Below are 13,675 nucleotides of genomic sequence, written 5' to 3' on the forward strand. Positions count from 1 at the left end.
GGCAACCCTGATGCGACATGGGGGTGCACCCGCAGCGGGAAATCCGCGCCGGGTCCCCCCAGGGTTGGACGGGGCGGGCGGGTGCAGCACCGATGATTGAACAGTCGCGCCGGACCATCGGGGGGCGGCGTGCATTTTCGGACAGACGGAAGAGGTAGATGACGTGACCGCGACGGTAGGCCAGCAGGCGCAGGCCGCGGCCCGGGCGAACGACGTGTGGAAGGTGTACGGCAGCGGCGAGGCTCAGGTCATCGCGCTGCGGGGGGTCAGCGCGGAGTTCGAACGTGGCCGCTTCACCGCGATCATGGGCCCGTCGGGTTCCGGTAAGTCGACGCTGATGCACTGCCTGGCCGGCCTGGACTCGGTGACCCGGGGGACGGTGTCGATCGGTGAGACGACTGTCACGGGGCTGGGCGACGCGGGGTTGACGAAGCTGCGCCGCGACAAGGTGGGCTTCATCTTCCAGCAGTTCAACCTGCTGCCGACGCTGACGGCCAAGGAGAACATCCTGTTGCCGCTGTCGATCGCCGGGCGCAAGCCGGACCCGGCCTGGTACGACACGGTGATCGAGACGGTGGGTCTGAAGGACCGGCTGGACCACCGGCCGGCGCAGCTCTCCGGTGGGCAGCAGCAGCGGGTGGCGTGCGCCCGGGCGCTGGTTTCCCGCCCCGAGGTGATCTTCGCGGACGAGCCGACCGGCAACCTGGACTCGCGCTCCGGCGCGGAGGTGCTCAACTTCCTGCGTAACTCGGTTCGGGAGCACGGCCAGACCATCGTCATGGTCACCCACGATCCGACGGCCGCCGCGTACGCCGACCGGGTGGTCTTCCTCGCCGACGGCGAGATCGTCTCGGAGCTGATCGAGCCGACCGCCGAGACGGTGCTGGACACCATGAAGAAGCTGGACACCGCGGCCGAGGTGGGCAACTGATGTTCCGCGCGACGCTGAAGAGTCTGCTGGCCCGTAAGGTCCGGCTGATCCTGTCCGGCCTGGCGGTGGTGCTCGGGGTGATGTTCGTCTCCGGCGCGTTCGTGCTCACCGACACGCTGGGTCGCTCCTTCGACTCGGTCTTCGCCGACGGTTTCTCCGAGATCGACGTGAACGTCGCGGCGAAGCCGAAGGTGCAGGTCAACGAGTTGGAGGGCGAGCAGACCGTCGCCCCGCTACCGGCCGCCCTGGTGGACCGGGTGAAGCAGGTGCCGGGGGCGGCCTCGGCGACCGGCGTGGTCAACGCCGACGGCGCCCGGGTGATCGGCAGCAACGGCAAGGTCGTCACCTCGTTCGGTCCGCCGCAGTTGGGCGAGAACTGGACCGGCGAGAGCGAGTTGCTGAAGCTGCGTGAGGGGCGCGCGCCGCAGGCCGAGGACGAGATCGTCATCAACAAGGCGTTGGCCACGGCCGCGAAGGTGCAGGTCGGCCAGAAGGTCGGCGTGCTGACCGCGTTCGAGTCGAAGAAGCGGGACTTCACACTGGTCGGCGTCTTCGGTTACAGCGGTGACCGGGACTCGATCGGCGGGGTCAACGAGGTCTTCTTCACCACGCCGGTGGCGCAGCGGCTGATGCTGGGCGAGCCGGACGTGTTCAACAGCATCACCGTGCAGGCCGCCGACGGGGTCTCCGACGAGAAGCTGCGCGACGACGTGGCGCGCACTCTGGGCGCGGACTTCGAGGTGAAGACCGGCGAGCAGGTGGCCGCGGACGCCTCGGCCAGCCTGAAGGAGGGCCTGTCCTTCTTCAACAAGATCCTGCTCGGCTTCGCCGCGGTGGCGCTGCTGGTGGGCACCTTCCTGATCCTCAACACCTTCTCGATCATCGTGGCGCAGCGGACCCGGGAGTTGGCGCTGATGCGCGCCATCGGGGCCAGCGGGCGGCAGATCATCGGTTCGGTGGTGCTGGAGGCCATCGCGGTGGGGTTGATCGCGTCGGTGCTCGGCCTCGCCGCCGGCATCGGGGTGGGCGCGCTGCTGGCGTTCCTGTTCGGCAAGCTCGCCGGTGGGCTCACACTGGCCGGCATCGGCGTGCCGGCGGCCGCGGTGATCGGTTCGTTCGCCGTCGGTTTGGTGATCACCGTGGTGGCGGCGTTGCTGCCGGCGCTGCGGGCGTCCCGGATCCCGCCGATCGCGGCCATGCAGGACGTGGCCACCCCGGACCGGCCGTTGACCAAGATCACGGTGGCCGGGTCGCTGGTCACCGGAGTCGGCGCGGTGCTGCTGTTCCTCGGGCTCAGCGGCAACGCCGGGGGTCAGACGCTGTCGACCATCCTCGGTGGGGTGCTGTTCGCCTTCATCGGGGTGGCGCTGCTGACTCCGCTGATCAGCCGGCCGGTGGTGAGCCTGCTCGGGGCGATCTTCTCCTGGTCGGTGCCGGGCAAGCTGGGCCGGCTCAACTCGGGGCGCAACCCACGTCGTACGGCGATCACGGCCGCCGCGCTGATGGTCGGCATCGCGCTGGTCACCGGCGTCACGGTGATCCTCGACTCGGCCAAGGGCAGCATCAGCGCGCTCGCCCAGGACACCATCAAGGCCGAGCTGGTGATCGCCGGCCAGCAGGGCGGCCCGCGTCCGCCGACCTTCGACCCGGGTGTGCTGGACCAGGCCAAGGCCCTGCCCGGTGTGCGGTTGGTCGACGGCGAGTACGGCGACATGGGGCGGATCGACGGCGAGAGCACCTGGGTCGCGGCGAGTAGCGACGTCGCGTCGCTGCGGCAGATCTTCGGGGCGAAGCCGGTTGCCGGGGACATCGACCGGCTCGGGCCGACGCAGATGCTCGCCAGCTCGGACACTGCCACGTCCCGTGGCTGGTCGGTGGGCTCCACTGTCAACGTGCAGCTGACCCGGGGCGAGGCACGCACCTACACGATCAGCGGCATCTACGAGTCGTCGCAGCTGACCAACCCGGTCACGCTGCCGGCGACCGCGGCGAAGGACTTCGCCATTCCGCAGCCCATCCAGGGCTTCATCCAGCTGGACCCGGGCACCCGGGTGTCCGACGTCCAGCCGCAGGTGGAGGCGTTGCTCGCGGACAGCCCCGAGGTGTCGGTGGCCGACCGGGACGCGTTCATCAAGCAGCAGACCAGTTCGCTCGACGGGCTGCTCACGATGATCCAGATCCTGCTCGCGCTGGCCATCGTGATCGCCGTACTGGGCATCATCAACACCCTGGCCCTGTCGGTGCTGGAGCGGACCCGCGAGTTGGGCCTGCTCCGGGCGATCGGCCTGCGCCGGTCCCAGACCATGGGCATGATCACCGTGGAGGCCGTGGTGATCTCGGTGTTCGGCGCGCTGCTCGGCGTGGTGGTGGGCACCGGGCTCGGCGCGGCCGTGGTCGAGGCCCTCAAGGACGAGGGCATCACCGACCTGATCCTGCCGTGGGGGCAGATGGGTGTCTTCCTCGGTCTCGCCGCCATCATCGGCGTGGTGGCCGCGGTGCTCCCGGCCGTCCGGGCGGCCCGGATCAACGTCCTGGGCGCCATCGCCCACGACTGATCGGCACTGCCGAGGCCCCCGGTCGCCATCCGCGACCGGGGGCCTCTGCCTGTCCCATTCCCCCTCGGCCGCCCGTGCGCGACTGCCAGGCTGGTGCTGCCGGCAGGGCGCCGGCCCGCCCCGCGAGCGGGCGGCCGCAGAGCCGGGGCCGGTGACATGACCGATCAGGACGCGTACCAGCGGGCACTCGACAACGCCGAGCGGCTGCTCGGGCAGCCGTTGGCCCTGCCGCTCGGCGAGGGTGAGCCGTCGGTGGGGCACGACTTCCGTCGTCTCGCCACCGTGCAGACCTTCGGCGCGGCCTGGCCCCGGGAGGGCCTTGACCTGCGCAGCCGGTGCCTGGTCTCGGTGGCGATCGCCGCCGCCCTCGGCACCCACGAGCCGCTGCGCGGGCAGCTGCGCATCGCGCTGACCTCGGGCGTGACCCCGGAGGAGATCGTCGAGCTGTTCATCCACCTGGCCGCGTACGCGGGGGCGGCGCGGGCGTTCGACAGCTACCAGGTGGTCGTCTCGGTCTTCGCCGAGCGCCACTGAACCCGGCCGGTCGGGACAGCCGAGCGCCGCCGGCCCGCGCCGGGCGGGTCAGCCGGTCGCCGCGGCCCGGTCGGTCAGCAGCGACGCGAGCAGCGTCAGGTCCACGCCGGTCAGGCTCTCCACCTGGCGTACGCCGACAGTGCTCGGCAACGCCACCTCGGCCGGTACGGCCAGGACCCCAGCACCCGAGGCGAGCGCGCTGGCGACCCCGGTCGGTGAGTCCTCGATCGCCACACAACGCTCGATCGGCACACCCAGCAGCCGGGCGGCGGTCAGGTACGGCTCGGGGTGCGGCTTGGCCGCCACCACCTCGTCGCCGGCGACCACAGTGTCGAAGTTGTCCCGACCGAGGGTGTCCAGGGCGATCTCGACCAGCGCCCGAGGGCTGGAGGTGACCAGCGCGGTGGGGATTCCCGCCGCGCGGACCGCGCGCAACAGGTCGAACGCGCCCGGCCGCCAGCGCAGACCGGTGCGGAACAGCTCCAGGATCCGGGCGTTGATCCACGCCGCGCTGATCGCCGGATCCCGTTCGGGCTGCCCCAGGTCGTCGTGCAGGATGCGCATCGACTCGGCCATGGCGGTGCCGATGATCGACTGGCGGGCGTCGACGGAGAGTTCCCCGCCGTACTCCTTGGCGAGTTCCTGCAACGCGACGTCCCACAGCTTCTCGCTGTCGACCAACGTGCCGTCCATGTCGAAGAGCACAGCGGCGGGGTGATGGCTGCTCAGCGGAACCTCCAGGGTCGTGACCGACACCGGCGATCCTGCCAGCAGCCGCCGGGGCCGGTGGCGGCAACGGGCGCCAGGGTGATCCGGGCAACCCCGTTCAGCCCAGGTCGCACTCCTTCAGGGAACCCTCGTACCCCCGGAAGAACATGTCGGTGCGCTGCTCGGCGGTGCCGTGCGCCCCTTCCGCAAACCACGGCTGGTCCGGGTCGTCGCCGACCGCCGCCACCCCCTCGCGGAACTCGTCCAGGTCGCCCTCGGCGAGGGTCAGGGCCCGCGAGCGCACCGAGTCGCCGAGGTACGCCCCGGCCATGCAGTCGGCCTGCAACTCCTGCTGGATGGTGAAGCTGTAGTTGATGCCGAGCCGCACCTGGATGGCGTGCGCGTACTCGTGCCCGAGCAGGTAGAACACGAACGCGTCGCCGACCTGGCGGAACGCCGCCACCGACCAGGCGACGTCGTACGCGATGAAGTCGCCCTGCGAGCAGTAGACGGCGTTGTTGCGGGGCAACGACTGGCCGCCGCAGGACACCTCGCCGTCGCGCTGGTACGGGATGATCCGCCGGATCGGTCGGAACCGCTGCCCGGATTCCTTGAACTGGGCCGCCCAGTACCGCTCGGCGACCGCCTGCGCGTCGGCGACGTCCTGCTCGAACTCGGCGACGCTGGTGGTGCTGTCGGCCCGGGTGGTGCTCGGTCCCGGTGACGCTGCCGACGGGGTCGCCCCGGGACGCTCGGCCTCCGGCTCGGCCAGACCACCGCCGGCGCAGGCGAGGGAGACCAGGGCGGCGATCAGCAGACCCGCCACCGGGCCTCGCGCGTCGCGTCCGAACCGTGCCCCCACTGTGCCTCCCCAGACATCGGTGCTCGGCCTGGTACTAGTACCCCGACGATAGGACCGAAACGCCCGTCACCGGTTTCACGTACGGCACGGCCGGACGGTTCACGGCCCTGAGCCCGGATGGGCTGTCGCGCGGCGGGCCCGGGTGGGCTGGGGTGGTGTCGCGCGGCGGGCCCGGGTGGGCGCGGGGCACCGTCGTCGCTGTGGCCGCACCGACCGTTGGACCGGATCCGCTTCGACGTGACTCCCGGGCTGCCCGGCGGGGACTGCACGCTGCGCTGGATGCTCACCACCGACGGGGAGCTGCCGAGCGAGAGCACCCTCGGCCACCTACGCCACCCGCCTCAACTACCTGATCAACGGCCGGCTGCGCCGCTCGTACGGCCAGTAGGGTCGCTCATCCGCCCGACTCCCGACCGCGCTGCCACGTGTCACCCTGGTCACCGTGCCGCTCGGCCTCGTACCGCTGCTGGCGCTCCCGAGCGTCCCGCCCAGCCCGAGAGTCGTCGCCCCCGACCTCAGCGACCCGCCCCCGCCGCACGACAACGCCAAACGCCACCCCCGCCACAAGAACGAAAACACCCACCACCACCCACACCACCGTCATCCCACCAACCTAGGCCCCACCCACCACCCCCTGCGCTCCGGTGATCAAGAGGTTCGCGTCGTCCCGTCCGGCGTGTCGTGACAGAAACCTCTTGATCAACAGATCAGGTGGGGTTGGCGTGTCCGGGACCGGGGGTTGGGTTCGACGTTTCCTGTGGGCACCGGGGTGGTGCTCTGGCAGGAGGAGGGGAAGAACCGTGAAGTACATGATTTTGCTCTATGGGTCGCAGCAGGACTACGACGTGCTGTCCGGGCGGGCTTCCGACCGGCCGGCGATGTCGGCCGAGCAGATCGCGGCGATGCACAAGCACATGGAGACCTTCCACCAGGCGCTGGCCGAGTCCGGGGAGTTGGTCGACGCCCGAGGGCTGAGCGAGCCGGTGCACGCCCGCCGGGTGCAGGTGCGCGAGGGGGCACCAGTGGTCACCGACGGCCCGTACCCGGAGACGCAGGAGGTCCTCGCCGGTTACACCATCGTGGAGTGCGCCAGCTTCGACCGGGCCACCGAGATCGCCGCCGGCCTGGTCGACCCGGACGCCCCCGGTGGGTACGTGGACGTGCGGCCGGTGCTCGACGGTGTCGAGGACCTGGCCGGCTGACCCGGTGCCGGAGACTCCCGCCGAGGACCTGCTGCGCGAGCTGGCGCCGCGGGTCCTCGGGGCGCTGGTCCGCCGCTACGGGCACTTCGACACGGCCGAGGACGCGGTGCAGGAGGCGCTGATCGCCGCGGCGGAGGGTTGGCCGCGCGACGGCGTACCGGAGAATCCGCGTGGCTGGCTGATCACCGTGGCGTCCCGTCGGCTGACCGACCTGCTGCGTCGCGAGCAGGCCCGGATGCGGCGGGAGGACACGGTGGCCCGCTGGGTGCTGCCGGAGCAGTGGCGCGCCCCCGCCGCCGACCATCCAGCGGCGGACGCCGACGACACGCTCATCCTGTTGTTCCTGTGCTGCCACCCGGCGCTGTCGGCGGCGTCGCAGATCGCGCTCACCCTGCGGGCGGTGGGCGGGCTGAGCACCGCCGAGGTGGCGCGCGCGTTCCTGGTGCCGGAGGCGACGATGACCCGGCGGATCAGTCGGGGTAAGCAGCGGATCCGTGACAGTGGCCTGCGGTTCGCGCCGCCCACCGGCCCGGAGCGTGCCGACCGGCTCGCCGCCGTGCTGCACGTGCTCTACCTGATCTTCACGGAGGGGTACGCCCGCACCGCCGGGCCCGGGTTGCTGCGCGCCGACCTGACCGCCGAGGCGATCCGACTGACCCGGCTGGTGCGCCGGCTGGTGCCCGAGGACCCCGAGGTCACCGGGCTGCTCGCGTTGATGCTGCTCACCGATGCCCGCGCGCCGGCGCGGATCGGCCCGCACGGTGAGCTGGTGCCGATGGCCGAGCAGGACCGCTCCCGGTGGCGGGCCGAGCAGATCGCCGAGGGGGTCGAGCTGATCACCGGGGCGCTGCCGCACGGGGTGGTCGGGGCGTACCAGCTCCAGGCGGCCATCGCGGCCGTGCACGACGAGGCGCCCAGCGCGGCGGCCACCGACTGGGCGCAGATCACCGCGCTGTACGAGGTGCTCCTCGGGATGTCCGACAACCCGGTGGTGACGCTCAACCACGCGGTGGCGGTGGCCATGAGCCGGGGCGCGCCGGCCGGGTTGGCGCTGCTCGCCGACCTGGCCGACGACCCCCGTCTCGCCGACGACCCTCGGCTGCCGGCCGCCCGCGCCCACCTGTGGGAGCTGGAGGGTGAGCGGGTCGCGGCGCGGGAGGCGTACCGGATGGCAGCGGCGCGCTCGACGAACCTGGCGCAGCAGCGCTACCTGAACGCCCGCGCGGAGCGTCTCGCGGGCGACCCGCCGCCCACCGGCTGACCCGCACGGGCCGTGCGGGTCGCGGGCTGAGCCGACAGGCCACGCGGGGTCACGGGCCGAGCCGGCGGGCCGTGCGGGTCACGGGCCGAGCCGGCGGGCCGTGCGGGTCACGGGCCGAGCCGGCGGGCCGTGCGGGTCACGGGCTGGCGGCCAGGAAGACGAAGGCGGCCATCAGCACCAGGTGCACGCCGCCCTGCAACACGTTGGCCCGGCCGGGCACCACGGTGAGGACGGCGGTCACGGCGGTGAGCGCGAGCAGGGCGAGCTGGGTGCCGCCGAGGCCGAGCAGCAGCGGGCCGTCCAACCAGATCGAGGCGATCGCGATGGCCGGGATGGTCAGACCGATGCTGGCCATCGCCGAGCCGAGCGCGAGGTTCAGGCTGATCTGCACGCGGTCGCGGCGGGCGGCGCGAGCGGCGGCCAGGGTCTCCGGCAGCAGCACGAGCAGGGCGATGATCACGCCGACGAACGCGTGCGGGAGGTTCGCCGCGGCGACGCCGGCCTCGATGGTCGGCGAGACGGTCTTGGCGTCGCCGACCACCGCGACCAGCGCCACCAGCAGCAGCCCCAGGCTCATCAGCGCCGCGCGGGTGGTGGGCGGCTTGGCGTGCTCCTCCGCGTCGATCACCTGCCCCCGGCTGTCGACCGGCAGGAAGTAGTCGCGGTGCCGGCCGGTCTGCACGAGCACGAACAGCCCGTAGAGCGCCAGCGAGGCGACGGCGGCGAAGGCGAGCTGGGCCGGGCTGAACTCCGGGCCGGGCCGGGCCGTGGTGAAGGTCGGGATGACCAGACTCAGGGTGGCCAGGGTGATCACGGTGGCCAGGGCTCCGCCGGTGCCCTCCGGGTTGAACACCGCGACACGACGGCGCAGCGCCCCGAGCAGCAGGGACAGGCCGAGTATCCCGTTACAGGTGATCATGACGGCGGCGAAGACGGTGTCCCGGGCGAGCGACTGGGTCTTCTCCGGGCCGCTGATCATCAGCGTGACGATGAGGGCGACCTCGATCACGGTGACCGCGACGGCGAGCACCAGCGACCCGTACGGCTCCCCCACCCGGTGGGCGACCACCTCCGCGTGGTGCACTGCCGCGAGCACGGCACCTCCGAGCAGCACCGCGACCACCACGATGATCGGGCCGGGCAGGCTCCGCCCCCAGGTGACCATCAATACCAGGACGGCGAGCACGGGTACGACGAAGGTCCAGTCGGTCCAGCGGGAGCGAAGCAGGGCGGCCATGCCGTAAAGAGTGCCAGGTCAGGTGATCATGTGCCCACCACCGACCACTGATCCGCGGTGTCGACGGTCCACAACCGGCAAACCCGTAACCTATGGGTTACGCTTCCTGGGTGGATGAGGTGGCCGTCGCGATCGCCGACCCGGTACGCCGGCACATCCTGACCATGTTGCGCGCCGAACCCCTCTCCGCCGGCGACATCGCCCAGCGGTTCACGATCAGCCGGCCCGCCATCAGCCGCCACCTGCGGGTGCTGCGCGACTGCGGGCTGGTCCGTGACGAGCTGGTCGGACGGCGGAGGATCTACCGGCTCGACCCGGGCCCGCTCGCCCCGCTGCTCGACTGGCTCACCGGGCTCACCACAGTCGACCGGTGGGGCCGGCACCTCGACGCGTTGGAGACCGAGGTCTATCGCACCCGCCGAGAGCGCCGCAGCCGCGGCCCGGCGGAGCACCGAAGGGAGCACACGGCATGACCCGCACACCCGCCGGACGCCTGTTTCAGACCGACACCGGCCACGATCTCGTCCTCACCCGGACCTTCCGCGCCCCGGCGGCCGACGTCTGGGCCAGCCTGACCGAGCCGGACCGTACGGCCCGCTGGTTCGGCCCGTGGGAGGGCGACGCCGGGCCCGGACGGACCATCCGGGTCCAGATGGCGTACGAGGAGCAGCAGCCCTGGTGTGACGTACGCATCGACGCGTGCGAACCGCAGCGGCGTCTCGCCGTGTCGATGGTCGACGACTACGGCAGCTGGCTGCTGGAGCTGTCGCTGACCGAGACCGACGGCACCACCGAGCTGCGGTTCGTGCAGCACCTGAGCAGCGTGGAGGGCATCGCCGAGGTGGGCGCCGGTTGGGAGTACTACCTGGACCTGCTGGTCGCCTCCCGGGACGGTTCGCCCCGCCCGGAGTTCGACGAGTACCACCCGGCCATGCAGCCCTACTACCAGGGGCTGGTCGCCACGGCCGGCTAGCGGTCGAGGGCCCGCCGCAGCTTGGCGAACTCGGCGGTCAACGCCGGCAGCGGGAAGTGCGCGTTCAGGCCGCTGGGGTTCGGCAGCACCCAGACCTGGGCCGGCCCCAGCCGGTCCGGTCGCGGGCCCAGCCCGGCCTTCGGTCGAACGAAGGCGATCCGGTACGCGGTCACCCCGAGGATCGCCACCCACTGCGGCCGGTGGCGCTCGACCTTCACCGCCAACCCGGTGACCCCGGCCACCAACTCCTCCGAGGTCAGCTCGTCGGCGCGGGCGGTGGCCCGGTTGCTCAGGCTGGTGATGCCCAGGCCCTGCCGCAGCAGTTCGTCGCGTTCCCACGAGTGCAGCTGGCGGTCGGTGAGGCCGGCCCCGTGCAGGGCCGGCCAGAATCGGCTGCCCCGGCGGGCGAACGGCTCCCCCACGGCGGCCGAGTAGAGGCCGGGGTTGTAGCCGCAGAACAGCACGCGCAGCCCGGGGCCGATGATGTCCGGCAGACCCCGACCGGCCGCCGCCGCCACCTCCTGCGGGGTCGGCCGCCGCGCCGGCCCCGCAGGCTCCGCGTCCATTCCACCGATCCTGCCGTACGCCCGGGTGCCGGACCCGACACACGGCTTGGGACCCTCAACGGATGCAGTCAACCGACCACCTCGCCGCCAGCCGTTACGCGCGGATGCGCTGGAACACTCCGCTCTCGCCGGAGCACGCCGCGTTGCTGCTGCAACGGCTCGACGTCCGCCCCGGCGCGCGGGTGCTCGACCTCGGCTGTGGCTGGGGTGAGCTGCTGCTGCGGGCGGTCGCCGCCGGCGGTGTCTCCGGCCCGGTCGCGACCCGCGGCGTCGGCGTCGACACCGACGAGGCATCGCTCGCCCGAGGGCGGCGGCTGGCCGCGGGGCGGTCGCTGAACCGGCACGTCGCCTTCGTGATGGGGGAAGCGGCGGCCTGGCAGGAGCCGGCCGACCGGGTCCTCTGCATCGGCTCGGCACACGCCTTCGGCGGCACCGAGGCCGCCCTCGACGCCCTCGCCGCCGTGGTCCGGCCCGGTGGGCGGCTGCTGTTCGGCGACGCGTACTGGGATCGGTCCCCCACCGCGGAGATCGCCGAGGTCTTCGGCCCGGAGGTCCCGACCCTGCCCGGGCTGGTCGAGGCCGCCCGCCGGCGGGGCTGGCGGTTGCTGCACCTGAGCACCGCCGACCAGCGGGAATGGGACGACTTCGAGTCCACCTGGCTCGCCGGACGGCAGGAGTGGCTGCTGGCGTACCCGGAGGACCCCCGTGCGGCCGAGGTCCGCGCGGAACTCGACGACAGGTTGCGCCAGTACGTCGGCGGTTACCGGGGTGTCCTCGGCCTCGGCTATCTCGTCCTGGGGCGCTGACCGTCCGCCCTTGACGCCGCCGGCTACGCTGCGCGTGGTGAGCGCCGGATCTCGTCTCGCCCTGCCCTGGCGGATCCTCGTCGTGACCACCGCCGCAGTGCTGGTCTGGCTGTTGCTGGGCGCCCTTCTCGACAGTGACTACGACCGGCCCACCCACGCGATCGGGGCGGTCCTCACCACCGCTGTCGTCGTACCCCTGGTGGTCGTCGCCCGTCGCGTCCTGGACCGACGGCCCTGGGCCGGCCTCGGGTTGCCGTCGCTGCGCGCCGGCTGGCGGCGTCTGCTGTTCGGCATGGCCTGCTGGCTCGTTCCCGCCGCGGCGGGGTTCGCGCTCTGCCTCGGTCTCGGCTGGGTCGAGATCAGTGTCCGGACGTCCGTCGGGGACGTGCTGCGGGTGGCGGCGCTGCTGGTCGTGCTCGTCTTCTTGAAGGAGGCGCTGCCGGAGGAGCTGGTCTTCCGCGGGTACCTGCAACACCACCTCGCCACCCGGCTGCCCGCCTGGCAGGCCGTCGTCGGGCAGGCAGTGCTGTTCACAGTGTTCGGGTTCCTCATCGGGGCGGCCAGATCCGTCGACCGACTGGCGCTCTTTCTCGTCTTCGCGCTGCTGCTGGGCGCCTTCCGTGCCGCCACCGGTGACATCTGGGCCGGCATCGGCCTGCACGTCGCGTTCCAGACGGTCGCTCAGCTGTTCGGCGACGTCGGGGCGGTCTTCGACGTGGCCGGCGCGAACGTCCTGGGAGTCGTCGCCATGGGGGCCATCCCGTTCTCGGTCAGCTGGTTGGTCCTGCGACACCACTACCGGGACCGCCTGAACTGGCGCGCCCGCGCACCGGAAACGGTGCGTTGAGGGGCTGAAGCCTGGGCGTTCGGCCCACCGCCCCGACCGGCGTGGGGAAGAGTGGCGGGCGAGAGCTGTCGTCGACGAGCGAGCGACGGCACGACGTCGTGCGGAGGTTTCGGATGAGCGACACGTCTTCGGCCAAGCCCGCCCGCAACGTGGTCCTGGTCCACGGCGCGTACGCCGACGGCTCGTCCTGGTCCGACGTCATCCCGCTGCTGCAGCGGGCCGGGCTGACGGTCACCGCGGTCCAGAACCCGCTGACCTCCCTGGCCGACGACGTCGCGGCAACCAACCGCGCCCTCGACCGCCAGGACGGGCCGACGGTGCTGGTGGGCCACTCCTGGGCCGGCACGATCATCAGCGAGGCCGGCAACCACCCGAGGGTCACCGCCCTGGTGTACGTGGCGGCCCGCGCGCCGGACGCCGGCGAGGACTACACCGCGCTCGCGGCGAAATATCCCACGCCGCCGGCGAACGCCGGCCTCGTGCACCACGACGGGTACGCGCAGCTCAGCGAGAGCGCTTTCCTGAACGACTTCGCCGGTGGAATCGAGGAGACCCGCGCCCGTGCCCTGTACGCGGTGCAGGGCCCGATCGCCAAGGACCTCTTCGGGGGCCGGACGACGACGGCCGCCTGGCGGGACCGGCAGTGCTATTACTCGATCTCCACACAGGACCGCACCACAGCGCCGGAGCTGGAGCGGTTTCTGGCCGATCGGATGAACGCGACGACCATCGAGGTCGAATCATCGCATCTGGCCATGGTCACCCACCCGGAGACGATCGCCGATCTCATTCTGATGGCGACCCGGGGCACCCGCAGCCCCGCGTAGGGCGGCGAGGCTGGCCGCGCGACGGCCAGCCGGCAGCGCCACGAGTTGCCCGGGCGAGCCGTGCTCGATCTTCGTCGGCGACCATGGCATCGAGCATACGTCATACGTCTCACCTCAACACGGCCGCCGGCCGGGCACTGGCGCGCTCGGACCGGAGCACCTGGGCTTGACGGGGCGTAGACATCGGAGGTTTACTGCGTCAACGATGCCAGTCGATGAACTCTGATCGTCCAATGTGGGTGGTCCACGTCATCGGCTGGTTTCAGCGACCCACCCCTGCACCCCCCACCACCCCGCAGCACCTCAGCCGAGCATCGGCGGCCCGGCTTCGGCACCACCGCCATCGCGGCCTCCGGCCTGCCCGTG

At 72.1% G+C, this 13,675-nt stretch carries 14 protein-coding genes; 10 read left to right on the forward strand and 4 right to left on the reverse strand.

What is annotated here, in order from left to right:
* Positions 1 to 163 precede the first annotated feature (163 nt).
* From ABZ794_RS29145 to ABZ794_RS29155, 3 genes are all read left to right on the forward strand, one after another.
* On the forward strand, positions 164 to 931 hold the full coding sequence (locus tag ABZ794_RS29145) for an ABC transporter ATP-binding protein (RefSeq protein WP_210781706.1): 768 nt from the start codon (positions 164 to 166) through the stop codon (positions 929 to 931).
* Positions 931 to 3,486, forward strand: a complete 2,556-nt coding sequence (locus ABZ794_RS29150) for an FtsX-like permease family protein (RefSeq protein ID WP_357518522.1) — start codon at positions 931 to 933, stop codon at positions 3,484 to 3,486. Before ABZ794_RS29145 ends, ABZ794_RS29150 begins: the two co-directional genes overlap by 1 nt.
* Positions 3,487 to 3,642: 156 nt before the next feature.
* The gene (locus tag ABZ794_RS29155; protein WP_238688837.1) at positions 3,643 to 4,020 is read left to right on the forward strand and encodes a carboxymuconolactone decarboxylase family protein; all 378 of its coding nucleotides are present in this window, start codon (positions 3,643 to 3,645) and stop codon (positions 4,018 to 4,020) included.
* A 48-nt stretch (positions 4,021 to 4,068) separates the two neighbouring features.
* Here the strand turns inward: ABZ794_RS29155 and ABZ794_RS29160 are convergent, their stop codons facing one another.
* Both ABZ794_RS29160 and ABZ794_RS29165 read right to left on the reverse strand, forming a co-directional pair.
* Complete coding sequence (locus ABZ794_RS29160; RefSeq protein ID WP_357518552.1) at positions 4,069 to 4,725, reverse strand: HAD family phosphatase; 657 nt, start codon at positions 4,723 to 4,725, stop codon at positions 4,069 to 4,071.
* 121 nt (positions 4,726 to 4,846) lie between these two features.
* The gene (locus ABZ794_RS29165) at positions 4,847 to 5,590 is read right to left on the reverse strand and encodes a neutral zinc metallopeptidase (protein ID WP_238688836.1); all 744 of its coding nucleotides are present in this window, start codon (positions 5,588 to 5,590) and stop codon (positions 4,847 to 4,849) included.
* 809 nt (positions 5,591 to 6,399) lie between these two features.
* Here ABZ794_RS29165 and ABZ794_RS29170 point away from each other — a divergent pair.
* The gene (locus ABZ794_RS29170; protein ID WP_238661275.1) at positions 6,400 to 6,792 is read left to right on the forward strand and encodes a YciI family protein; all 393 of its coding nucleotides are present in this window, start codon (positions 6,400 to 6,402) and stop codon (positions 6,790 to 6,792) included.
* Positions 6,770 to 8,053, forward strand: coding sequence for a DUF6596 domain-containing protein (locus tag ABZ794_RS29175; protein ID WP_357518525.1), 1,284 nt, complete (start codon positions 6,770 to 6,772; stop codon positions 8,051 to 8,053). Before ABZ794_RS29170 ends, ABZ794_RS29175 begins: the two co-directional genes overlap by 23 nt.
* Before the next feature lie 136 nt (positions 8,054 to 8,189).
* On the opposite strand, the gene ABZ794_RS29180 is transcribed toward ABZ794_RS29175, so the two are convergent.
* Positions 8,190 to 9,290 carry an ionic transporter y4hA gene (locus ABZ794_RS29180; protein WP_210781698.1) on the reverse strand — a complete coding sequence of 367 codons (1,101 nt, stop codon included), beginning with the start codon at positions 9,288 to 9,290 and terminating at the stop codon, positions 8,190 to 8,192.
* Positions 9,291 to 9,400: 110 nt separating this feature from the next.
* Between ABZ794_RS29180 and ABZ794_RS29185 the strand changes: the two genes are divergently transcribed.
* Positions 9,401 to 9,763: a metalloregulator ArsR/SmtB family transcription factor gene (locus ABZ794_RS29185; protein WP_238688832.1), complete on the forward strand. Its 363-nt coding sequence runs from the start codon at positions 9,401 to 9,403 to the stop codon at positions 9,761 to 9,763.
* Positions 9,760 to 10,263: an SRPBCC family protein gene (locus ABZ794_RS29190; protein ID WP_210781696.1), complete on the forward strand. Its 504-nt coding sequence runs from the start codon at positions 9,760 to 9,762 to the stop codon at positions 10,261 to 10,263. The genes ABZ794_RS29185 and ABZ794_RS29190 overlap by 4 nt, the downstream gene beginning before the upstream one ends.
* Here the strand turns inward: ABZ794_RS29190 and mug are convergent.
* Entirely contained in the window at positions 10,260 to 10,829 is a 570-nt protein-coding gene (mug, locus tag ABZ794_RS29195) for a G/U mismatch-specific DNA glycosylase (RefSeq protein ID WP_357518528.1), read from the reverse strand. The genes ABZ794_RS29190 and mug overlap by 4 nt on opposite strands.
* Positions 10,830 to 10,891: 62 nt before the next feature.
* Here mug and ABZ794_RS29200 point away from each other — a divergent pair, with 62 nt between their 5' ends.
* The 3 genes from ABZ794_RS29200 to ABZ794_RS29210 all read left to right on the forward strand — a co-directional run bounded on the left by ABZ794_RS29200 (position 10,892) and on the right by ABZ794_RS29210 (position 13,309).
* Complete coding sequence (locus tag ABZ794_RS29200) at positions 10,892 to 11,635, forward strand: methyltransferase domain-containing protein (protein WP_357518530.1); 744 nt, start codon at positions 10,892 to 10,894, stop codon at positions 11,633 to 11,635.
* A gap of 37 nt (positions 11,636 to 11,672) precedes the next feature.
* Entirely contained in the window at positions 11,673 to 12,482 is an 810-nt protein-coding gene (locus tag ABZ794_RS29205; protein ID WP_357518532.1) for a CPBP family intramembrane glutamic endopeptidase, read from the forward strand.
* A gap of 113 nt (positions 12,483 to 12,595) precedes the next feature.
* Positions 12,596 to 13,309, forward strand: coding sequence for an alpha/beta hydrolase (locus ABZ794_RS29210; protein ID WP_210781692.1), 714 nt, complete (start codon positions 12,596 to 12,598; stop codon positions 13,307 to 13,309).
* The last annotated feature ends 366 nt before the right edge of the window (positions 13,310 to 13,675 follow it).

The sequence above is a fragment of the Micromonospora sp. NPDC047187 genome (genome assembly GCF_040643355.1).
GTDB lineage: Bacteria > Actinomycetota > Actinomycetes > Mycobacteriales > Micromonosporaceae > Micromonospora > Micromonospora salmantinae.

Bases quoted from the DNA above. Each gene is read 5' to 3' on its own strand.
- ABZ794_RS29155 (WP_238688837.1), top strand. From the start codon at position 3,643: ATGACCGATCAGGACGCGTACCAGCGGGCACTCGACAACGCCGAGCGG.
- ABZ794_RS29200 (WP_357518530.1), top strand. From the start codon at position 10,892: ATGCAGTCAACCGACCACCTCGCCGCCAGCCGTTACGCGCGGATGCGC.
- mug (WP_357518528.1), bottom strand. From the start codon at position 10,829: ATGGACGCGGAGCCTGCGGGGCCGGCGCGGCGGCCGACCCCGCAGGAG.
- ABZ794_RS29210 (WP_210781692.1), top strand. From the start codon at position 12,596: ATGAGCGACACGTCTTCGGCCAAGCCCGCCCGCAACGTGGTCCTGGTC.
- ABZ794_RS29180 (WP_210781698.1), bottom strand. From the start codon at position 9,290: ATGGCCGCCCTGCTTCGCTCCCGCTGGACCGACTGGACCTTCGTCGTA.
- ABZ794_RS29190 (WP_210781696.1), top strand. From the start codon at position 9,760: ATGACCCGCACACCCGCCGGACGCCTGTTTCAGACCGACACCGGCCAC.
- ABZ794_RS29150 (WP_357518522.1), top strand. From the start codon at position 931: ATGTTCCGCGCGACGCTGAAGAGTCTGCTGGCCCGTAAGGTCCGGCTG.
- ABZ794_RS29170 (WP_238661275.1), top strand. From the start codon at position 6,400: ATGATTTTGCTCTATGGGTCGCAGCAGGACTACGACGTGCTGTCCGGG.